Raw genomic sequence first — 22,205 nt, forward strand, 5'->3', positions numbered from 1 at the left:
GGGCGCAGAGCGGCGGCGGGCATGGCGAGGCGGCCCCGACGGGGCGCAGAGCCGCGGTGAGCATGGCGAGGCGACCCGGGAAGGGGCGCAGAGCGACGGTGGGCATGGCGAGGCGATCCCGGACGGAGCGCAGAGCCGTAGGGCGGGGCAGGGTCTCGCGATGCTGCGGCGCCGCGTGATCGGCGCTTGCAAGAATCGCGAAAACGCTGTTCGGTGCATCCAGATTTTGTGAAACGCAGTTTCGCAGAGTGAAACAGGGAGGATACTATGTCAGTTTTCAAGGCTGCGGCGCTTGCTGCATCAATGGCCGTGTTCGGCGGTGCGGCGACAGCCGAGACCGTTCTGATCCACGGCGAGGCCGGCCCAAATCGTGGTGCGCGCGCCGTGGCGCTGCAATGGTTTGCCGATCAGGTGCAGGAGCGCTCCGGCGGCGACCTGCGGATCGACATCCAGTGGGGCGGCGCGCTCTTCAAGGCCAATGCGGCCGTGCCATCGATTCGCGATGGTGTGGCCGATCTCGGCAGCGTGATCGCGGTGTATTTTCCACAGGAGATGGTGGGTTACGGCATTGCCGATCTGCCGCTCGACAATCCCGATGCCTGGGTCGGCATGCGCGCAACCGACGAGCTGATGCGCAGCTCGGACGCGGTGCAGGCCACGCTGGCCGACATGAACCTTGTCTATATCGGCACCTGGACCACCAGCCAGGTCAATATCGGCTGCAAGGGCACGGCGATCCGGTCGGTCGAGGACGTGGACGGCGTCAAGGTGCGCGGCGTCGGCGCCTATGGCAAGGTGTTCGGCGAGCTTGGTGCGAATATGGTGCGCATGTCGATCTATGACGCCTATCAAGGGCTGGATACCGGGCTGATCGACTGCTCGCAGGGTTATTCCTATGCGGTTGCCGCGCTGAAACAGGCCGAGGTCATGGACAGCTACACGCTGCTCGACTGGGGCCAGGTCGGTGGTCTGGGCATCTTCATGAACAAGGACATGTATGACGGCCTCTCGCCCGAGCAGCAGGCGGTGCTGACGGACACGGGCCGTGACATGGCCGACGAGTTCGGCCGGTTGATCACCGAAGCCAACGAAAAGGCCGTTGCCGCGATGAAGGAGGCCGGTGTCGAGATCATCGCGCTCACCGACGACCAGCGCGCGGGCTTTGTCGAACGCGGCGTGCCCTTTGTCGGGCAGTGGGTGGAGCAGGCCAAGGGAGCCGGCCTGCCGGGTGATGCCTTGCTTGAGGAGTATCGCGGGCTGATCGCGAAATACACCGAGATGCGCGACACCGAAGGCTACCCGTGGGAAAACGGGGGCAGCTGATGCTGTTCCGGCTGGAAAACGTGCTGCTGGGGCTTGGCGCCCTGGCAGTCATCCTGCTGGGCACGCTGATTGCCGGGAACGTGGTGGCGCGGGCGGTGTTTGGCACCGCGCTGCCGGATAGCGTGATCCTTGTTCAGGAACTGATGGTCGCCGCGATCCTGCTGCCATTGGCGGCCACGACCGCGGCGCGCGCGCATGTCTGCGTATCCTTCATCACCGACCGGATGGGCGCGCGGGCGCGCTCCTGGCTGATCGTATTCGGCTCCGTCGTGGGGCTCTTGGCGCTGACACCGCTGATCTATGCAGGCTGGCGGGAACTGTCGTCCAACTGGGCATCGGGCAGCTACTATTTCGGAGACCTGGGGTTGCCGAAATGGCCCGGGCGGTTGTTGTTCGTGCTGGGCATGGCGGCGTGCTGGTTGCGGTTGGCGGAGCTCGCATTGCGCGATCTGCGCACGATCCTGTCGGGCGGAACCGTCGATGACAGCCACGCCACGCCGGAGGCGGAGTGATGGACCCGGCCACCATCGGTATGATCGCCTTTGCCGCGGTGCTGATCCTGCTCGCGCTGCGGGTGCCGATTGCGTTCACGCTTGCGGCGGTGGCAACCGTCGCCACCTTTTTCATCTTTGCGTTTCGCACCGGCACCTTCATGCCGGAACGGGCGATCCGTCCGACCACGTCGATGGTCTTCTCGAACTCCTTCGACCTGATCCATTCCTATAACCTGTCGATGATCCCGCTTTTTGTGGCGCTGGGCCATATCGCTTACCGCGCCGAGATCACGACCAAGATCTACCATGCCGCCAAGGTGTGGCTGACGCGGTTGCCGGGCGGGGTCGCGATGGCCTCCGTGGTGGGATGCGGCGGGTTTTCGGCGATCACCGGCTCGTCTATCGCCTGTGCCTCGACCATGGGGCGGATCTGCACCCCCGAGATGATGCGCATGGGCTATGACAACCGGCTGGCCACCGCGTCCGTTGCGGCGGGGGGGACGCTGGGCTCCCTGATCCCGCCATCGGTTCTGTTCATCATCTACGGCATCTTCACGGAGACATCGATCTCGCGGCTGTTCCTTGCGGGTGTCCTGCCGGGTTTGCTCACGTTGCTGGGCTTTGTGGTGGTCATCGCGCTCTGGGTCTGGCGCGACCCCAGCGTGGCGCCCCCCTCCGACGAACGCTTCACGCCGCGCCAGAAGCGCGAGGCGGCGCTGGCCGCGTGGCCCGCGGTGATGCTCTTTGTCGTGATCATCGGCGGCATCTATGGCGGCATCTTTACCGCCACGGAGGCGGCGGCGGTCTGTGTTGCGGCGACAGTGCTCATCGGGGTGGCGCAGCGCAAGCTGACATGGGACGACCTGTGGCAGAGCTTTCGAGAGACCTGCATCCAGACCTCGGCGATTTTCCTGATTGCGGCGGGGGCCAAGATCTTTGTCGCTTTCATCGCGCTGACCGGCGTGGCCCCTGTGATCGTCAACGCCGTGACGGCCGCGGATCCGTCGGTGATTGTGCTGATGATCTGCATCGCGCTGATCTACCTGCTTCTGGGCATGTTCCTCGATCCGATCGGGATCATGGTGCTGACCCTTCCCCTGATGATCCCGTTGGTGGAGAGTTACGGGCTGAACCTGATCTGGTTCGGGGTCGTGGTGATCAAGCTGCTCGAAATCGGGCTGATCACGCCACCGGTGGGGCTGAACGTCTTCGTGATCGCCAATGTCGTCGGCAAGGAGGCGCCGATCGACCGGATCTTTGCGGGGATCGCGCGGTTCCTCAGCATCGACATTCTGGTTCTGATCCTGATCATGGCGTTTCCGGCGATCTCGCTTCTGCTGCCGGAGGGGATGCCGTGACCAAACCCATCGAGGACCGCAAGTTCATCAATGCGCTGGCGCGGGGCCTGACCGTCTTGGCGGCGTTCCGCGCGTCCGATCACGGGCTGACCCATGCGGAGATCGCGGCGCGCACAGGGTTGTCCAAGGCGACCGCGACCCGGTTGATCCACACGCTTGCCGAGACCGGTCACCTGATCCGCGATGGCCGCGGGGGGCAATTCCGTCTCGGGCCCGCGGTGTTGGCGCTCGGGGCGGTGGCGCATGCGCAGACCTCCTTCATGGATCTCATTGAGGAAGAGATGCAGGATTTCGCCAACCGCACCGGCACGCTGGCGGTGATCGGCGTGCGCAGCGCGGACCGGATGATGCTGGTGCGCACCTGGCGGCCCGTGGGCACAGCTTCGATCTGGCTGGAGCCGGGACACCGGGTGCCGATCATGGGCTCGTCGCTTGGTCAGGCGCATGTGGCCGCGCTCTGCGATGATGCGTTCGAGCATTTGCAGCCGGACGCTGCGCTGCGCGCGTTTCGCGCCGACGGGTATTCCCAGCTGATCGCCCGGGGTTATACCGTGCCGCGCGAAGAGACGCGCTTTGCCGCCACGATCAAGGCCGTGGCGGTGCCCTATCTGGCCCGCGAATACGGCGCGCCGATTTCCTTTTGCTGTGGCGCGATGCCGGACATGCTCAACGATGACCGGATCCGCGCGGAGGTCGGGCCCGGGCTTGTGGCCCTCGTCCGCGCTTTGGAAGCCAAGACCGGACAGGCCAGCGCGTTGGCGCGGCGCGGATAGGGGGCGAGACGGCCCCGGGAGGGGCGGCGAGCAACGGGTAAGGCGAGACGGCCCCGGGAGGGGCGATGAGCAACGGGTGAGGCGAGACGGCCCCGGGAGGGGCGGCGAGCAACGGGTAAGGCGAGACGGCCCCGGGAGGGGCGGCGAGCAACGGGTAAGGCGAGACGGCCCCGGGAGGGGCGATGAGCAACGGGTAAGGCGAGACGGCCCCGGGAGGGGCGATGAGCAACGGGTGAGGCGAGAGATCACAGTGATGACACAGAGCGTAGCGGCAGTCACATGGACCATCGAAGACGGCATTGCCGATATCGTGATAGACAACCCGCCCGTCAATGCGTTGGGGCAGGCGGTGCGCCGGGGGCTTTGCGATGCAATTGACGCGGCTGAAGCGGCGCAAGCGCGTGGTGCGGTGATCCATGCGGCGGGGCGGACATTTCCGGCCGGCGCCGATATCCGCGAGTTTGGCAAGCCGCCGCTGGAGCCGCTCTTGCCCGATGTCTGCACGCGCATCGAGCGGTCCGACCTGCTCGTGGTTGCAGCCCTGCACGGCACCGCGCTTGGTGGGGGGCTCGAAGTGGCCCTCGGAGCCGATTACCGGATTGCGGTTCCGACGGCCAAGGTCGGCCTGCCGGAGGTTCTGATCGGCGTCATGCCGGGGGCCGGCGGCACGCAGCGACTGCCAAGGCTGATCGGCGTGCCCCCGGCGATCGACGTGATCACCACCGGGCGCAAGCTCGGCGCCGACGAAGCGCTCGCGCTGGGCATCCTCGACCGGGTGGAGGAGGGCGCGCCGCGCGACATCGGCATGGCCTATCTGCGCGACTTGCTGGCAGCGGGCGCCCCGCGTCGCCCCGTCGGCGCGATGCCCGCGCCCGAGCCGGTGGATTTCGACGCAGCCTATGACGCGGCCCTGAAAAAGGCCCGCGGGCAGCTTTCGCCCGCGCAGGCCGTGCGCGGCATTCAGGCCGCGTGCGAACTGCCCTTCGACGCGGGCATGGCGCGCGAACGCGCGCTGTTCCGGGAACTGATGGAGACCGACCAGCGCGAGGCCCTGATCCATGCGTTCTTCGGCGAGCGGGCCGTGTCAAACCTTCCGGAATTGCGCGACGTCACCGCGCGGCCCGTGGCGCAGATCGGCGTGATCGGCGGCGGCACCATGGGCGCGGGCATCGCCACGGCGGCGCTGCTGGCCGGTCTGACCGTGACGGTGATCGAGCGCGACGATGCGGCAATTCAGGCCGCGAAAGAGCGCATCGCGCGTAACCTCTCCGGCGCGCTCAAACGTGGCAAGATCGATCAGGCGCAGTTCGATCACCTGACGGGCCCCGCGCTCGCGCTGGACACGGGTTATGCGGCCCTCGCCGAAGCAGATCTCGTGATCGAGGCGGTGTTCGAGGACATGGCCGTGAAAACCGACGTCTTCCAGACGCTTGATGCCGTGTGCAAACCCGGCGCAGTGCTCGCGACGAACACCTCCTATCTGGATATCAACGAGATTGCCCGCGCCACGCGCCGGCCCGAAGACGTGATCGGGCTGCACTTCTTCTCGCCGGCGCATGTGATGCGGCTTCTGGAGGTCGTGGTGGCCGACAAGACCGCGCCGGACGTGATCGCCACCGGCTTCGCGCTTGGCAAGCGGCTTGGAAAGGTATCGGTGCGCGCGGGGGTCTGTGACGGCTTCATCGGCAACCGCATCCTGATGGCTTATCGAACCGCGACCGATCACATGGTGCTGGACGGGGCCTCGCCCTTTGAGATCGACCGGGTCCTGCGCGGGTTTGGTTTTGCCATGGGGCCGTTCCAGGTCTCTGATCTTGCCGGGCTCGATATCGGCTGGGCCACGCGCAAACGGCTGGCCCCGACGCGCGACCCGCGCGAACGGGTGCCGGCCTATGCCGACAAGCTCTGCGAGGCGGGGCATTTCGGCCAGAAGACCGGGCGCGGCTACTACGTCTACGGCGATGGCGGCCCGGTGCCCAACCCGGATGTGGAGCGCCTGATCACCGAGGAACGTGCCGTGCTCGGGATCACGCCGAAGACATTCAGCGATGTGGAAATCCTCCGTCGGGTGCTCTGCGCCATGGTGAACGAGGCCAGCCGGGTGGTCGAGGAAGGGATCGCGCGCTGTCCGAGGGACGTCGATATGGTATTCCTGACGGGCTACGGCTTTCCGCGTCACCGCGGCGGGCCGATGAAATGGGCCGACCTTGACGGCCTTCCCGGCGTGCTCGCCGATATCGAACGCTTTGCGCAGGACGACGCGTATTTCTGGCAGCCGGCGCCGATGCTTGCCGCGCTCGTCGCCGAGGGCCGGAGTTTTGACGATCTGAACCGGGCCGCAGCGCCGTGAGACATGGGACGGATGGCGCATTACCGCGAAGCGAAGGCCGCGATGGGATTGCCGTGGCGGGATTGCGGTAGCGGGATTGCCGTTACGGAACTGCGATGGCGGGACAGCGATGGTGAGACAGCGGTGACTGGAAGCGGTGACGGGACAGCGGCGACGGGGCGCACGCGCCGTTTGTGGTGCAGGGATGGACGAACAGGAGACCGATGTGGATCTGACATATAACGATGACGAGCGCGCTTTTCGCGACGAGGTTCGCGGGTTTCTGGCCGAGCAGTTGCCCCCGGCGCTATCGGCCAAGGTGCGCGCGGGCGCCGCGCTGGACAAGGCCGACCATGACCGGTGGCACGCGATCCTGAACGCGAAGGGATGGCTTGCGCCAACCTGGCCCGAAGAGCATGGCGGCTGCGGTTGGGACGCGGTGCGGCGGCACATCTTCGAAGAGGAATGCGCGCTTGCGCATGCGCCGCGGATTGTGCCTTTCGGATTGACCATGCTGGGGCCGGTGCTGATGCAGTTTGGCTCTGACGCGCAGAAGGCGCATTACCTGCCGCGTATCCTGTCGGGCGAGGATTGGTGGTGCCAGGGCTATTCGGAACCGGGCGCGGGCTCGGATCTGGCCTCGCTCAAGACGCGCGCGGTGCGCGATGGCGACCATTACGTGGTCAACGGCCAGAAAACCTGGACGACGCTGGGCCAGCACGCCAACAAGATCTTCTGCCTGGTGCGCACCGATCCGGACGCGAAGGCGCAGGAGGGCATCAGCTTCCTGCTCATCGACATGGACACGCCGGGGATCGAGCTCCGTCCGATCATGCTGCTGGATGGCACACCGGAAGTGAACGAGGTCTGGTTCACCGATGTGCGGGTGCCGGTGGAAAACCGCGTTGGCGAGGAAAACAAGGGCTGGACCTATGCCAAGTACTTGCTGACCCATGAGCGCACCAACATCGCCGGGGTGGGCTTTTCGCGGGCCGGGCTGGCGAGCGTCAAGCGCATGGCGCGCGCGGAGATGTCCGGCGGGCGGCCACTGATCGAGAACCCGTTTTTCGCGGCCCGCCTGGCACAGGTGGAGATCGACCTCATGGCAATGGCGACGACCAATCTGCGCATCATCTCGCGGGCAGCCAGGGGCCAGGCTCCGGGGGTGGAAAGCTCCATGCTCAAGGTCAAGGGCACGGTGATCCGGCAGGAGATCAACGACCTGGCGCGCCGGGCGGCGGGGCCTTATGCGATGCCCTTTGTCTCCGAGGCGCTGGAGGGCGACAACGCGCCGGTTGGTCCGGATTACGCCGGGCCGGTGGCGCGGCAGTATTTCAACAATCGCAAGCTGTCGATCTTTGGCGGCTCCAACGAGATCCAGCGCAACATCATCGCCAAGACGGTCCTTGCGGGGGACCGGCGATGACGGGCGCGGCGGCGCATCCGGGCGGCGCGGCACCGGGCGCGCCTTGCGCCGCTCCTCGGGCTTGGGTGCCAACCGGCGGCGGTCTGCATCACGCGGGCGGCGCGCAGGCCGGGGCCGATATGGCCGGGCGCTTCTCCGCTCGGAGGCGCGGGGACGGAACGGGGCGCCATGGCAACGTGGCAGACGGGGGAACGGAATGAATTTTGAGCTGACCGAAGAGCGGCAGATGCTTCAGGACACGCTGCGGCGGTTCCTGTCGGATCGCTATGACACGCGGGTGCGCAATGCCATCCTTGAGAGCGACTTGGGCTATGCGCCCGAGATCTGGAGACAGCTTGCGGAGCTCGGTGTGATTGGCGCGCTCTTTACCGAAGCCCAGGGCGGGTTTGGCGGCATGGGGTTCGATATCGCCACGGTTTTTGAGGAGCTGGGCCGCGCGGGGGTGGTGGAGCCGTTTCTGGATTGCGCTCTTCTTGGCGGCGGGTTGCTTGCGGCGCTGGGCAACGAGGCGCAGCAGGCACTGGTCGAAGCGGTGATCGCGGGCGAATGCCAGCTTGCGCTGGCGCATGGCGAGCCGGCGGGTCGGTATGATCTTGAGCATGTGGCGACACGGGCGGTGCCGGATGGCGCGGGCGTTGTGCTGAACGGGCGCAAGGCGGTGGTGGTGAACGCGGAGGCGGCGGATCACGTGATCGTTTCCGCCCGCGAGTCGGGCAGCGTGCTGGATCGCGCGGGCATTTCGCTTTTCGTTGTGCCGCGCGATGCCGATGGGATGACGCTGACGGGCTATCCGCTGATCAGTGGCGGGCGCGCGGCGGAGCTTGTGCTCGATCATGTCCGGCTTGGGCCGGAGGCCCGGTTGGGGGCGGCGGGCGCGGGGTATGAGGCGCTGAGCACGCGGATCGCCGCGGCGCATGTGGCGCTGTCGGCAGAGGCGCTGGGAGCGATGGAGACCGCGACCGCGCTCACCCGCGATTACATGACGACCCGCACGCAGTTCGGCCGACCGATCGCCACCTTCCAGGCGCTGCAGCACCGGATGGCGGATCTGTTGATCGAGGTGGAGCAGGCCCGCTCTGCGGTGATCCTCGCGGCGGGGCATCTGGAGGCGGCGCCGCTGGAGCGCGACCGGAACGGGGCTGCGGCGCGCACGCTGATCGGGCGGGTTGGGCGTCTGGTGGCCGAGGAGACGATCCAGCTGCATGGCGGGATCGCGATGACGCAGGAATACGAGCTGGCCCATATCGCCAAGCGCATTGTGATGACCGATCACCGGTTTGGTGACACGGATTACCATCTGGAGCGGTTCATCGCCTTGGGGCGTGACGCGGCATGAGCGGCCTTGTGGCAAGAGCGACGGCAAGGCTCTTGGCGGCGCGGGTGCGGGCCCCATCGCAGAGCGGATCTGTCGCGGTGCGCCCGGTCGCGCTGCCCTGCCGTGTCGGGGGAAGGGGCCTGTCTGGCGGCGCACAGGGTATGGCACTGCAGAGGCGCGTGGCCGGGATCGCCGAGCGGTGTTTTCACGCGGCAGGTCTGACGCAATCGGCCTGCCCGAGATCCGCCGCGATTGGCGCGCCCGCGGGGCGGGTGTGCCCATGAGCGCCCGCTGGCATGGCTTGCTTGAGCCGCAGCTTGCACAGCGGCCCGATGCGCCGGCTTTGCGCGATACGAGCGGTGCCGCGTGGCGCTGGGTCGATCTTGATGCGGCGGTCACGGAGATGGCCGATCTGTTGGCCGCGTCCGGTGTGCAGCAAGGGGACCGGGTGCTGATCATCGCCGAGAACTGCGCCGCCGTGGTGGCCGCATTCTATGCCTGCTCGCGGCTCGGTGCGGCAGCGGTTCCGGTCAATGCCCGCCAGACTGCGGCGGAAGTGGACCGTGTCATCGCCCATGCGCGGCCCGCGGCGATCCTCGCAACGGACCATGTGTCACAGAACGCGGCCGACCATGCCGAGCGTCTCGGTGCCGCGCCGGTGTCGGGCCGGTTTGGCACGCTGGCGTTTCGCGCCGCGCGCGGCGATCCCGAAGGCGCGGGCGATGTGGCCGCGATCCTCTACACCACCGGCACCACGGGCACACCCAAGGGGGTGATGCTCACCCATGACAATGTGCGCACAGGCGGGCGGCTGTCCGCGGAGCTGCGCGGCATGAGACCGGAGGACCTTGTCTATGGCGTGTTGCCGATCAGCCATGTGTTCGGGCTGGCGTCGGTGGTCACGGCGGCGACCCATGCGGGCGCGCCGGTGCAGCTGGAGGCGCGCTTCTCCGCCGCGGCGCTCTATGAAGCGCTGCGCGCGGGGGTGACGCTCTTCTCCGGGGTGCCGCAGATGCACGCCCTGTTGATGCAATACACCCGCGAGCGGGGCTATGACACGGTGCCGTCGGACAGCTTGCGCTACGTGTCCTCGGGGGCCGCGCCGCTTGACCCGGCATGGAAGCGCAAGGCGGAAGCCTTCTATGGCGTTCCGCTTCAAAACGGCTATGGCATGACCGAGACCACCGCCGGGGTGAGCGCCACGCGCAACGCGCTGGGCGATCCGGATACCTCGGTGGGGCCGGCGCTGCCGGGCCTGGAGGTGCGGATCGACGAGGCCGTTCAGGGCGGCGGCGGCGGGATCGGAGAGATCCTGACGCGCGGCCCGCATGTCATGAAGGGTTATTTCCGCGATCCGGAGGCGACCCGTGCGGTGCTCGATGCGCAGGGCTGGATGCATACGGGCGATATCGGGCGGCTCGACGAGGCGGGGCGGCTGCATGTGCTGGGGCGCTCCAAGGAGTTGATCATCCATGGCGGCTTCAACGTCTTTCCGCCCGAAGTGGAGGCGGCGCTCAACGATCACCCGGAGGTCATCCAGTCCGCGGTGATCGGGCGCCGGCAGGCAGGCGACGAGGATGTGCTCGCCTTCTGCCAGGTCGCGCCGGGCTCTGCGGTGACGCCGGAGGCGTTGCGCGCCTTCGCGGCGGAGCGGCTGGCAGGCTACAAGCTGCCGGCACGGATCGTTCTGGCCGATGCGCTGCCTGCGGCGCCCACGGGCAAGATCCTCAAGCATCGGCTGCTGGAGACGTTTGCGGCGCAGCTGGGGTGAGCCGCTTGAGAGGTTTGCCGTGTCGCAAGTGCCATGGCGCGGCGTGCGCCCCCGGATGTCGCTCGGCGCGATTGGACGGGCGCGCCGTGGCCTGACGAGGCGGGGGCCCTTGGGGGCCCGACGAGTGGTGGATTGGTGGCTGGAGGTGCGGGGCATGATTGCCCGCGCGGCGCGTCGTGGCGGCAGCGTGGCGCCGACCTTGGCAGGCTTCGGGACAGGGGCGCCGGGTGCGCCAGCCGGGTCTCGCCCGCGCGGGTTTGCTCCGACAGGAGGACACTGCGCGCGCTGTCATGGCTTGCAACGGGCGCGGCGCTGGTTTTTATGGTCGCCAAAGAATTGGGCGGAAACGCCCCCTGACCCGACCGGAGCCAAAGCCCATGCGCCTGAGCCGCTATTTCCTGCCCGTCCTCAAGGAGACCCCGTCCGAGGCACAGATCGTCTCGCACCGCTACATGCTGCGCGCGGGCATGATCAAACAGGCCAGCGCCGGGATCTATTCGTGGCTGCCGCTGGGCTACAAGGTGCTGCGCAACATCGAGGCCATCGTGCACGAGGAGCAGCAGCGCGCGGGCCATATCCCGATGCTCATGCCGACCCTGCAATCGGCGGACCTGTGGCGGGAAAGCGGGCGCTATGACGATTATGGCGAGGAAATGCTGCGGATCAGCGACCGGCATGGGCGCGACATGCTCTACGGGCCGACCAATGAGGAGCTGATCACCGATATCTTCCGCAGCCACGTGGCAAGCTACAAGCAGCTGCCGCTGACGCTGTATCACATCCAGTGGAAGTTCCGGGACGAGATCCGCCCGCGTTTCGGCGTGATGCGGGGCCGGGAATTCCTGATGAAGGACGGCTACAATTTCGACCTGACGCAGGAAGACGCGTTGCATGCCTATAACCGCCATCTGGTCAGCTATCTGCGCAGCTATGAGCGTATGGGGCTTCAGGCCATCCCGATGCGCGCCGATGGCGGCCCGATCGGCGGCGATTACACCCATGAATTCCTCGTGCTCGCGGAGACCGGCGAATCGGAGGTGTTCTATGACAGCGCGATCACCGATCTGAGTTTTGGCGACCGGGCGATCGATTATGACGACGTGGCCCAGTGTCAGGCCGTTCTGGAGGAGTTCACCTCGCGCTATGCCCGCACCGACGAGACGCATGATGCGGCCTTGTTTGACGCCGTGCCGGAAGAGCGCCGCCGCGTGGCGCGCGGCATCGAGGTGGGGCAGATCTTCTATTTCGGCACCAAGTATTCCGAAGCGATGGGCGCCACGGTGCAGACCCCGGACGGGCAGGCGGTGCCGGTGCATATGGGAAGCCATGGCATCGGTGTGAGCCGCCTTCTGGGTGCGATCATCGAGGCAAGCCATGACGACAAGGGCATCATCTGGCCCGAGGGGGTGACACCGTTCCATTGCGGGATCGTCAACCTAAAATCCGGCGATGCGGCCGCGGACGAGGCCTGCGAGGCGCTTTACGCATCTCTGACCGCGCTGGGGCTGGAGCCGCTTTATGACGACACCAGCGAGCGGGCGGGGGGCAAGTTCGCGACGATGGACCTGATCGGCCTGCCGTGGCGGATCACGGTCGGCCCGCGCGGGCTCAAGAACGGCGTTGTCGAGCTGACCTCGCGCCGGACGGGCGAGAGCGAAGAAATGCCCCCCGAAGCGGCCATCGCCAGAATCGGGGAGATTTACGGCAAGCTATCGGCTGTGGCATAATCGCTCCGAAAGGACCTCGGATGCGTGTGCCTGTCCCAATCTGCCTGTGTCTTGCCATTCTGGCGGCAGGAACGGCTGTGGCACAGACCTTTGGTCGCTTTGCCGTGGAGGCGGAGCTGCCGCCGGGCTTTGCCATGGCGCCGCCACCCGAAAACGATGACGGCCGCAGTTTCATCGACGGGCAGGGCGCGGAAATCCGCGTCTGGGGCCGGTATATCCTTGATACGCTGAGCGAAGACGAGGCCGCGATGCGCACCTTTTACGAAACGCTCGGCGGCGAGGTGACCTATCGCGCCGGCGGGCAGGATTGGTATGTGCTGTCGGGCTTTCTGGGCCAGGAAGTGTTCTATGCGCGGGTCGAAGATGGCGAAACCTGTGTGGGCGAGCATGCACGGGCCTCGGTCCAGATGCGTTACCCGGTTGAGGAGCGCGCCCGGTACGACCCGTTGATTGCGACCTTGTCGGCATCGCTGGGTTTTGGCTGTGCGGGCTGAGGCCTTGACTGGGGCCGGGGCTGGGGCGCGATGATCCTTGTCCTGCGCACGGCGGCGATGGCAGCGGGGTTAACCGGGGCGGTCGGGCTGTCGCAATTCCCGGAGTTTTCACAACAATATACGCAACGCCTTGGGGGCGCGGTGGATGAGCTGTCGCGCATCGTGACGCGCCATGAGCAATGGGCGGCGGATCGGGGCCTGTCGATGGACGCCTATCTTGCGGCACTGGCCGGCGAAGGGCCGCTTGCGGCGGAGCAGGCGCAGGCGATCGGGCATGATCTGGACCGTCATGCGCGGCTGCGCGCGGCGCTCGATGCGTTGGAGGGTGCGGGGCCGTTCACCCGCGCCCGGCTGGCGACCCATATCGGCGACCGGGAGGTTGCGCGCGCGGCGTTGCAGGCGTTCAGGCCGGCCGTGCCCGCAACGTTCGAAGGCGCGGTTTTTGCCGGGACCGGGTTCCTTGCGGGTTGGGCGGGGCTTTGGGCGCTGGTGGCCTTTCTGGCGGGAGCCTGGGCCTGGATGACGGGGCCATTCCGCCGCGTGCGGCGGCGCTGATCGCGGCACCGGAGCGCCATGCGAAAGGGCCATGCAATGGACGGGCGCTCGTTTATGTCCGGGCCGCCGCGCAGCGTATCGGGAAGGCTGATCCGCGCGGCACAGGACAGGTGAGCGCCAACTGCACGACGGCAGTGCCGGGCCCCGGACCACGGGAAGGCTGACAGGCCAGACGGCAAGCCTCCCCACAATCCCAGCCGTGAGAGGATGCCCAAAGCCGGTCTGTGACTTGCCCTTGTCGCGAATCCGCCGGACCGGCGCGGATCTTGGCCGTGCGCGGGGAGGCGGGTTTTGCCGCGTTTGTCTTGCCGTATGCGGCACCGGGCCGCCGGTTGGTTGCGATCAGGGCGCGGACGGGTTTGGTGCTTGACCGCGCGGCCCATGCCCCGCGACGAGCCCTGCGACGGGGCCCGGGACGGGCCTTGCCACGGGTCCCGCGACGGGCCTTGCGAAGAGCGGTGAGGCCCGTTCCCGCGCGCGTCAGGGCGGGCGTCGCTGTGCCTTTTGTCAGCCTTTGCGCGCGTCAGGCGTTTGCAGCGGTGGAGACGGCCTCCACCTCGGCGACGATCCCGTCCACCACGGTTGCAAGAAGGCCCTCATCCTCGCATTCCGCCATCACCCGGATCAGCGGCTCTGTGCCGGATTTGCGGATCAGCAACCGGCCCTTGCCCTCAAGCTCTGCCTCGGCCTGCGCAATTGCCGCTTGCACGGGCGGGGCGTCGAGCGGGGTCTCCCCGGCTGCGAACCTCACGTTCTTGAGCATCTGCGGCACGGTTTCGAAGATTCGGGTCAGTTCCGAGGCGGGCTTGCCGCTGCGCACCATCTCGGCAAGGAACTGCATCCCGGCCATCAAACCGTCGCCGGTCGTGGCGTAATCAGTCATCACGATATGCCCCGACTGCTCGCCCCCGAGGTTGAAGCCCTTGCGCCGCATGGTCTCCACCACATAGCGGTCGCCGACCTGTGTGCGTTCGAGATGCAGACCGCGTGCCGCAAGATAGCGCTCCAGCCCGAGATTCGACATCACCGTGGCCACCAGCGTGTCGCCCTGCAACCGCGCCTCGGAGGCCCAGCGATCGGCCATCAGGGCCATGATCTGGTCGCCATCGGCGATGCGCCCGGTCTCGTCGATCAGGATGATGCGGTCCGCGTCGCCATCAAGGCAGATCCCCACATGCGCGCCATGCGCGACCACGGTTTCGGCGGCGATGCGCGGCTTGGTCGATCCGCAATCGGCGTTGATGTTCATCCCGTCCGGCGCAACGCCGATCGGAATGACTTCCGCGCCCAGTTCCCAGAGCACTTCCGGCGCGGTCTTGTAGGCGGCGCCATTGGCGCAATCGACCACCACCTTGAGCTTGTCGAGCCGCAGACCCTTCGGCAGCGTCGACTTAACCCGCTCCTGATAGCGGAACCGCCCGTCGTCGATCCGTTTCGCGCGGCCGATGTTTTCCGGTCGGGCCGGGCGCGGACCTTCATCCACGAGCGCTTCGATCCGGGCCTCGACGGCGTCGGAGAGCTTGAACCCGTCCGGGCCGAAGAACTTGATTCCGTTGTCCTGCGCCGGATTGTGGCTGGCGGAGATCATGATCCCCAGATCGGCGCGCATCGACGGCGTGAGCAAGCCGACCGCCGGCGTCGGCACCGGCCCGAGAAGCAGCACGTTCATGCCGGTGGAGGTCAGCCCCGCGGTGAGCGCATTTTCGAACATGTAGCCGGAAAGCCGCGTGTCCTTGCCGATCACCACCCGGTGCACCCCTTGATGTTCCCGCCGGAAGTGGCGCCCGACCGCAGCGCCGAGCATCAGCGCCATTTCGGCGGTCATCGGGAAGGCGTTTGCGATGCCGCGCACGCCATCGGTGCCAAAGAGATTGCGGTCCATTGTGTTTGCTCTCCTTCAGGGATGCACGGTCGTGGGGCTGGCGGCGGCGCGCAGCGCAAAGGCCGTCCGGTTGGCAGGGCCGGTCCATACGCACAGGCGCCGAGCGTGCCGGGACAACCGCGGAACAGGGGGGCTCATCATGCGTCGTCTTCCTGCCAGTGGCCATTTGTGACCGCGTTCCACAGCGACAGCGCTTGAGCCGTGGCCAGAACGTCATGCACGCGCAGCACATGCGCACCTTGTTGGACGGCGGCCAGCGCAACGGCCACGGAGCCGTGGACCCGCACGCCGGCGGGGTTGGCGCCGGAGATCTTCCCTATGAAGCCCTTGCGGGACGCACCCACCAGCAGCACGCAGCCAAGCCCGTGAAAGAGCGACAGGTTTTGCAGCAAGGCGAGATTATGCGTGATGTTCTTGCCAAAGCCGATGCCGGGATCGACCATGATCTGGCTGCGCGGCAGGCCGAGGGCTTCGAGCGCATGGATCTGGGCATCGAGGAAATCGTAGATGTCGAGCAGAAGGTCGTCGTATTGCGGGTTGTCCTGCATGGTCTGCGGATCGCCGCGCGCATGCATCACGCAGACCGGCAGCATATCGCGCGCGCAATAGCGCGCCAGCATGGGGTCGTAGGTGAAGCCGGAAATGTCGTTCACCAGTGCAGCGCCTTCGCGCACGGCGACCTCGGCGACGGAGGATTTGCGCGTATCGATGGAGACCGGGATTGCGAGCGCGCGGCTGACCGCGCTGATCACCGGTTGGATCCGGGCGATTTCCGCCTCCGCGGGCACGGGTTTTGCGCCCGGGCGGGTGCTCTCGCCACCGACATCGACAATATGGGCGCCCTCGGCCTGAAGCTGGCGGGCATGGGAGAGCGCGCGGGCTGCGCCGTGGTGCTGCCCACCGTCGGAGAAGCTGTCGGGAGTAACGTTGAGGATGCCCATCAGCCGCGGCTCGGAAAAGGTGAGCCCGGCCATGGGGGCGCGCGGGGCGCTGAGCCGGTCGCGGACTTCCTTGGGGATTTCAGAGAGCGTCACCGTCCGCGGCTCGCTATGGCGGGTATGCAGCACCGCCTCGGTAAACCAGCCCGTGCCACCGGCGACGGGAAGCGCGTTGGCGGGGCGTGGGCGGTGATGACGCACAAGGGGGCGGTAATACTCGGACATGCCCGGTGCATTGACCAATTCGGCGGCGCAAATCAACCGTCTGGCGGGGGGCACCAGCGTTTTCCCGCCCGCTGCCACGCGCAAGACGCACAATATGCCGTGGTGCAAGGGCCCTGAACGGCCCGATCTTGTGAGAATTGTTTCGGATTGTCCGATTTTTGCGACCGGAGCGACAGGCGCGCGCCGCGCAGCGGGGTCAATGATGGAAGCGGGTGATGCGCGGGGCGGGCAAGATGAGGCCACGTGCGATGGGAGGCGGTGCTCTTGCGATGTGAGCTGGTGTGCCGAGAATGCCGCGCCCGGAGGATGCGGTGCGGGGGGGGCATGGGGCGCAGCGGCGATGCAGGGCGCGGCGACGAATGGGGCGCACCAGCGTATGGGACGCACCAGCGCATGGGACGCATCAGCGAATGACGCGCAGCAGCGAATGGGGCGCACCAGCGATGCGGCGCACGGCGGCTGCGGCGGTGTTCCAGTCCCGTGCGACGCGCGGCAGGCGCAGGAAGGGCGGAGCGAGGGCGGCGCGCCGCCGCGAACAGCGCGCGTCAGACCAGGGGCGCACCAAGCGGCACGTGCCGCATCGGGCAGCCCGGATCGCGGGCGGGTGCTGCGCCGGGTGAGGCAGGGTCCGGGTCGCCCAGAACGATCATCTCGCGCGCCTCGATTTCCGCGGCAAACCACGCGGTGAGCGACACGGCGTCATCGGTGGCCACGGCAGGCGGGTCCACCGCGTCGAGAACGATCTTGGACGGCGCCCAGACGCTGATCTGGCCGTTTTTCATCGCCCAGTCGAGTTCGGTCCGGCTGCCGACCACCTTGCAGCGTGCGTCGCGCGCGGCAAGGCTCCAGCCATTCTGTTCCATGGCCAGAAGGTCAATACGACGCTGGGTCATCCGATGTCCGGTGCGGGGGCGGGCGATGTCTGGCAGGCCGACGCAGAGGATCACGGGCATCTCCGCTGCGGCCAGCGCGTCGATCCAGTCGCCAAGACGGGGATCGGCGATGGCGGCGTTCGACAGCAACACGAGCCGGGGCGCGGGACGCTCGACCGCCACCTCCGAAGCAAGCGTGTTGAGGTGGTCGGCAAAGTCGCGTCGTGTGCGCACGATTTCGACCCCGAGCGCGCCGGGGCCACGATCGAGCTTTTCCACGCGGACAAAGGCGCGCATGGCCATCGGTTCAAGCAGGATACGTTCCGCGATCCGTTCGGACAGTGTTTCGAGAAGATTGAGCCGTTCGGCGGAAAGCTCGTGGGCAATCGCCTCGGTCACCCGGTCGTAGGACAGGATCCGGTCCACATCATCGTCCAGCGCGTTGCTGGCGGGGCGCACCTCGACAACAACATTGAACCGCAGTCTTTGCGTCTTGCCGCGTTCGGCCTGAAACGCGCCAATTTCCGCCTCGACGATGTGGTCGCGCAAGGAGATCCGGTCGCGCGGCGCATCGGAGGCCGTTGCAATGGCGCGCTCGGCGGGGTGCGCAAAGGCAAGGCGAATGTCATCGGCCATGACGGCTCCGTGGTTGGCGTGGGTCCGCCCCTGTCTAGGGCATTCGCGCCAAGCCTGCCAGCACCGGAACCGGCATCGTGGTCGCGCCTTGCGACCTTTCAGGTGCCTGTGAGGGCCGGCGCACGGCCGCGCGCGCACGGTCTGGGGGATGTCCGCCGCGTGTGCAGGCGCGGGGCTGGACGGGCCGGATCCCTTGCCAAAGAAGCGGGAGTCGCGGGTTATTCGGAGTCGATTATAGCTATTGTTTATAGACGCTTACGGCGCGATCTTCACCTAAATCAGCCTTTTGCGGACCGCCAAGTGTGTCGATAGAAAATATGGCTGTCGATGCGCGCGGTGCGGGTGTATTTGCGCGCCCATGACGGGCTCACGGCGGTTGTGTGGTAATGCGTGGCGCCTTCGGTCTGTTTCGGGGCGAGACCGTCCAGCACGGCCTTGGCGATCTTGCCAACGCGATTCCACGCGCGCTTTTCATTGATGCGTTCGGGCACACCATCGCAGGTATAGGTGAACTGGCAGGCATATTTGCGGCCCGTGCCCTGATTGATCACGCCGCAGACCGTATCGGGGAAGCGCTCGCTTCTGACGCGGTTGAGAATGACCTCGGCGACCGCGAATTGGCCCTTCACGCTTTCGCCGCGCGCCTCGAAATACAACGCCTCGGCAAGGCAGCGCCATTCTGCGCCCCCTTTGGCGATTGGCTGCTTTGCGATCCACTCGCGGGTCATCCGGAGCTTGCGCGGGCTCGTCGAGGCTGCGGGGATCACCAGATTGTTGAGATGTCCGTCTTTTGCGGTGCCCAGCTGTTTGCTCTCATAGGCGATAAGGTTCTTGGCCATTATCGACCCTTCGGCAAATGCAGGCGTGCTCAAGCACAAGGCTGCAAGGCATACAGTCACAATTCTCAACATGTCTCATCTCATCGGTGGTGGCAGCGATGTCTGGGCGCCGATTGTGGCAGCCGGGGCCAAGACCGCCGATGTGATATAGAAAAAGCGTCATATGGTAAATCGCAATCAAATGCGGTTTTTGCATTGTCAAACGCAAAATCTTGGGGCTGTGGATTATTTCCCGCCATCCCGAATCGCCAGTTGCGCCGCCGCGAGTCGGGCAACCGGCACGCGAAACGGAGAACAGCTGACATAATCCATACCGACGGAGCGGCAAAACGCAATGGAATCCGGGTGACCGCCGTGCTCGCCACAGATCGACAGCGTAATTCCCGGGCGTCCGGCCCGGCCACGGGCAACGCCCATCGTGACCAGTTCGCCCACGCCGTCCACGTCCAGCGCGTGGAACGGGTCTTCGGCAAAGACCCCCTGGCTGACATAATCCGACATGAACCGCCCTGCATCGTCACGCGACAGGCCATAGGTCATCTGTGTCAGGTCGTTGGTGCCAAAGCTCAGGAAGTGGCAATGCTGGGCGATTTCCTCGGCGCGCAGGCAGGCGCGGGGCGTTTCCACCATCACGCCAAGCCGGTATTCGAGCGGCCGGCCACGCTCGGCGCGCACGGCGGCGGCAACGGCGTCGACCCGGGTCCGCAGCAGTTCCACCTCGCGCTTGGCCGAGACCAGCGGGAGCATGATCTCCGGCACGATGGGCGGGTCGTCCGCGCCGCAGGCATCGAGTGTCGCTTCGAAGATCGCGCGGGCCTGCATGTCGTAGATTTCCGGCACGGTGATGCCGAGCCGCACGCCGCGCATGCCCAGCATCGGGTTGTATTCTCCCAAGGCCGCGACCCGGTGGGTCACGTCCGAAACGGTGCGGTCGAGCGCATCGGCCAGATCGCGCAGCCCGGCGCGGTCGTTGGGAAGGAATTCGTGCAGCGGCGGGTCGAAGAGGCGAATGCACACCGGGTGACCCTTCATCAGCTGGAAGAGCTCTGTGAAATCGGCGCGTTGCATGGGCAGAAGCCGGGCGAGAGCGGCTTTGCGATCCGCGCTGGCATCGGCGAAGATCATCTCGCGCATCGGGGTCAGGCGGTCAGCCTCGAAAAACATGTGTTCGGTGCGGCACAGGCCAATGCCATCGGCGTTGAAATTGCGCGCGGTTGCGGCATCGGCGGGGGTGTCGGCATTGGCACGAATGCCGATGTCCCGCGCGTCGTCTGCCCAGGCCATCAGGGTCTGGAACTGATCGTCAAGCGCGGCTTCGACAAGGTCCGGCGCGCCGGCGAGCACCATGCCATTGGTCCCGTCGATGGTGATTTCGTCGCCCGCGTGGAAGGTCCGGCCATCCTCGGCGATCAACAGCCCGTCGCGCATCCGGAACCCCATACGTGCGGCCCCGACGACACAGGGCAGGCCCAGCCCGCGCCCGATCACCGCGGCGTGGCTGGTGATTCCGCCCCGTTCGGTGAGCACGCCCACGGCGGCATGCATGCCGCGGATGTCATCCGGAGAGGTTTCGCGGCGGACAAGGATGCAGGGTTCGTCGCGTGCGGCGGAGGCCTGCGCGGCGGAGGAGGAAAACACGATCCGCCCGCGCGCGGCGCCGGGGGAGGCGGCGATGCCGCGGCCGATCACGTCGCGGGCCGCGCGGGGCGCGATCTGGCGGTGCAGCAGCTCTGAAATGGCGCGCGGTTCGATCCGCATCACCGCCTCTTCGCGGCTGATGATGCCATCCTCGGCAAGCCGCACGGCGATGCGCAGTGCCGCGCGCGAGGAGCGTTCGACGCGCACGCCGTCCAGAATATGCAACGTGCCGTTCTGGATGGTGAATTCGATCTGCATTTCCTCGCGCAGCTTGCGCCGCATCAGCTCGGCCTGCGTCTTGAGGGCGGCAAAGGCTTCGGGCGCTTCGTCCTCCAGAGAGGGGCCGCGCGGATCCCGGGTCAGAAACAGGCTGGCCTGTCCCTGTTCGAGCGCTTCGCGCCCCTGGCTCTGGCTGAGATACCGTCCGGTGATCTGGGGCAGGCCGGTTTCCGAGGAGACGAGCTGGAGCACGCCCGATCCACAATGCCCCGCGCCGATCCCGAGCGCCATTTCCTGCACCACCAGCCCAAGCCCCGCATCAACCGGCGCGCCCTTGGCCTCGCGCAGCAGTCGCGCAGTGGTGCCTTCCCAGGCGCGCGCCATGGAGCGCAGAACCGCAGAGAGCTGCGTTCCGGGGTCCTGCGGGAACGGCTCTTCGGCCTCGTCCTCGTAGGCGGACAGCGCCGCAAAGAGCGCATCACTTCCGCCGCGGGCGTCGATTTCATCGAAACTGTCGGGGTCGAGCCGTGCCACATGCACGGCATAGGCTTCGACGAAGCGCAGGTAGAGATCCGTTGCGCCTTCTTCGCCGATGCGCGCGCACAGCGTGGCATAGCGCGCGTCGTTCATGCCGATATTGAGGATCGCGCTGGGTCCGCCCCAGTCGGGATCCTCAGATGACGGGCGCACGCAAAGCAGCTTGTCGGGCTCGAACGCGGCCATGATCGCGTTGATGTCGGGCATGTCACCGGCGGCGATGGCATGAACCGTCTCGAAAGACAGCGCGACCGTGCGCGGCACCGGCAACTCCAGCCGCACCAGCCGTTGCAGACATTTCGCCCGGCCGCCATGGGTCGGCGTCGCCATGGGGGCGGTCGGCGTGATCAGTGTCACGTGGGCGTCCGTTCCGTCAGGCGCGGCAGGAACGCCGGTGTGCTGCGGTGCGGCGTGATTCATGGATCAAAGCATAAAGGAGGCGCGGCATGTGACAAGGTGACGTGACGCCACGACTGTCACGATTGCTTGGCGCTGGTGCGCAAAGGCCGCGATTGATGGCAGCACCGGCGCGCGCTACGGGACGGGTGCGGGTGGGACAGAGCGCGGGGGGACCGGGATGCCGGTGGGCTGGGGCACGCCGGGATGGGAGCGGGTCGGGATGGGAGCAGGTCGGGGTTCGGCGTGCAAGCCCGGACAGGTTTTTCGCGGCCAAGCGGGCCATGCTCTGTGCGGGCGCATCACGCCCCACACGGCGCGGGGCAGGGCTTGTGGACGGTGTTGCGCGAATCGGGACAGAGCATGCGGCATGCGACGCGCCAGATGCGCCTGCGCGCGCGGCGTGCGTGTCGGGGAGCGCAGCGGGCGCAGGGCACGCATTGCGCGCGATCCGGACC

16 protein-coding genes are annotated in these 22,205 nt (G+C 66.9%); 11 read left to right on the forward strand and 5 right to left on the reverse strand.

Annotation, left to right across the window (positions count from 1 at the left end; all coding sequences use genetic code 11):
- The first annotated feature begins 267 nt into the window (after positions 1 to 267).
- The 11 genes from J1C49_RS13535 to J1C49_RS13585 all read left to right on the forward strand — a co-directional run bounded on the left by J1C49_RS13535 (position 268) and on the right by J1C49_RS13585 (position 13,565).
- Positions 268 to 1,323, forward strand: coding sequence for a C4-dicarboxylate TRAP transporter substrate-binding protein (locus J1C49_RS13535; protein ID WP_227446366.1), 1,056 nt, complete (start codon positions 268 to 270; stop codon positions 1,321 to 1,323).
- Positions 1,323 to 1,835 carry a TRAP transporter small permease gene (locus J1C49_RS13540; protein WP_227446367.1) on the forward strand — a complete coding sequence of 171 codons (513 nt, stop codon included), beginning with the start codon at positions 1,323 to 1,325 and terminating at the stop codon, positions 1,833 to 1,835. The genes J1C49_RS13535 and J1C49_RS13540 overlap by 1 nt, the downstream gene beginning before the upstream one ends.
- Positions 1,835 to 3,175 (forward strand): TRAP transporter large permease, encoded by a 1,341-nt coding sequence (locus tag J1C49_RS13545; protein ID WP_227446368.1) that lies wholly within the window; start codon positions 1,835 to 1,837, stop codon positions 3,173 to 3,175. The genes J1C49_RS13540 and J1C49_RS13545 overlap by 1 nt, the downstream gene beginning before the upstream one ends.
- The gene (locus tag J1C49_RS13550) at positions 3,172 to 3,948 is read left to right on the forward strand and encodes a helix-turn-helix domain-containing protein (RefSeq protein WP_227446369.1); all 777 of its coding nucleotides are present in this window, start codon (positions 3,172 to 3,174) and stop codon (positions 3,946 to 3,948) included. The genes J1C49_RS13545 and J1C49_RS13550 overlap by 4 nt, the downstream gene beginning before the upstream one ends.
- Positions 3,949 to 4,201: 253 nt before the next feature.
- Positions 4,202 to 6,298, forward strand: coding sequence for a 3-hydroxyacyl-CoA dehydrogenase NAD-binding domain-containing protein (locus J1C49_RS13555; protein WP_227446370.1), 2,097 nt, complete (start codon positions 4,202 to 4,204; stop codon positions 6,296 to 6,298).
- 205 nt (positions 6,299 to 6,503) lie between these two features.
- Positions 6,504 to 7,703, forward strand: coding sequence for an acyl-CoA dehydrogenase family protein (locus tag J1C49_RS13560; RefSeq protein WP_227446424.1), 1,200 nt, complete (start codon positions 6,504 to 6,506; stop codon positions 7,701 to 7,703).
- Positions 7,704 to 7,899: 196 nt separating this feature from the next.
- The gene (locus J1C49_RS13565) at positions 7,900 to 9,039 is read left to right on the forward strand and encodes an acyl-CoA dehydrogenase family protein (protein ID WP_227446371.1); all 1,140 of its coding nucleotides are present in this window, start codon (positions 7,900 to 7,902) and stop codon (positions 9,037 to 9,039) included.
- Between the two features lie 259 nt (positions 9,040 to 9,298).
- On the forward strand, positions 9,299 to 10,789 hold the full coding sequence (locus J1C49_RS13570; protein WP_227446372.1) for a class I adenylate-forming enzyme family protein: 1,491 nt from the start codon (positions 9,299 to 9,301) through the stop codon (positions 10,787 to 10,789).
- 377 nt (positions 10,790 to 11,166) lie between these two features.
- A complete protein-coding gene (proS, locus tag J1C49_RS13575; protein ID WP_227446373.1) occupies positions 11,167 to 12,516 on the forward strand; it encodes a proline--tRNA ligase in 1,350 nt (449 codons plus the stop codon).
- 20 nt (positions 12,517 to 12,536) lie between these two features.
- Positions 12,537 to 13,010: a hypothetical protein gene (locus J1C49_RS13580; RefSeq protein WP_227446374.1), complete on the forward strand. Its 474-nt coding sequence runs from the start codon at positions 12,537 to 12,539 to the stop codon at positions 13,008 to 13,010.
- Positions 13,011 to 13,040: 30 nt separating this feature from the next.
- Positions 13,041 to 13,565, forward strand: a complete 525-nt coding sequence (locus tag J1C49_RS13585) for a DUF2937 family protein (RefSeq protein WP_227446375.1) — start codon at positions 13,041 to 13,043, stop codon at positions 13,563 to 13,565.
- Between the two features lie 523 nt (positions 13,566 to 14,088).
- Here the strand turns inward: J1C49_RS13585 and glmM are convergent.
- The 5 genes from glmM to J1C49_RS13610 form a co-directional block, all read right to left on the reverse strand.
- The gene (gene glmM / locus J1C49_RS13590; RefSeq protein WP_227446376.1) at positions 14,089 to 15,447 is read right to left on the reverse strand and encodes a phosphoglucosamine mutase; all 1,359 of its coding nucleotides are present in this window, start codon (positions 15,445 to 15,447) and stop codon (positions 14,089 to 14,091) included.
- 137 nt (positions 15,448 to 15,584) lie between these two features.
- Positions 15,585 to 16,610 carry a dihydropteroate synthase gene (gene folP / locus J1C49_RS13595; protein WP_227446425.1) on the reverse strand — a complete coding sequence of 342 codons (1,026 nt, stop codon included), beginning with the start codon at positions 16,608 to 16,610 and terminating at the stop codon, positions 15,585 to 15,587.
- A 545-nt stretch (positions 16,611 to 17,155) separates the two neighbouring features.
- Entirely contained in the window at positions 17,156 to 18,118 is a 963-nt protein-coding gene (locus tag J1C49_RS13600) for a dihydroneopterin aldolase (RefSeq protein WP_227446377.1), read from the reverse strand.
- A gap of 278 nt (positions 18,119 to 18,396) precedes the next feature.
- Positions 18,397 to 18,957, reverse strand: coding sequence for a cell wall hydrolase (locus tag J1C49_RS13605; protein ID WP_227446378.1), 561 nt, complete (start codon positions 18,955 to 18,957; stop codon positions 18,397 to 18,399).
- A gap of 225 nt (positions 18,958 to 19,182) precedes the next feature.
- Complete coding sequence (locus J1C49_RS13610; protein ID WP_370639416.1) at positions 19,183 to 21,771, reverse strand: putative PEP-binding protein; 2,589 nt, start codon at positions 21,769 to 21,771, stop codon at positions 19,183 to 19,185.
- Positions 21,772 to 22,205: the final 434 nt, after the last annotated feature.

Source organism: Cognatishimia sp. F0-27, from assembly GCF_020667845.1.
Taxonomy (GTDB): Bacteria; Pseudomonadota; Alphaproteobacteria; order Rhodobacterales; family Rhodobacteraceae; genus JAFMPQ01.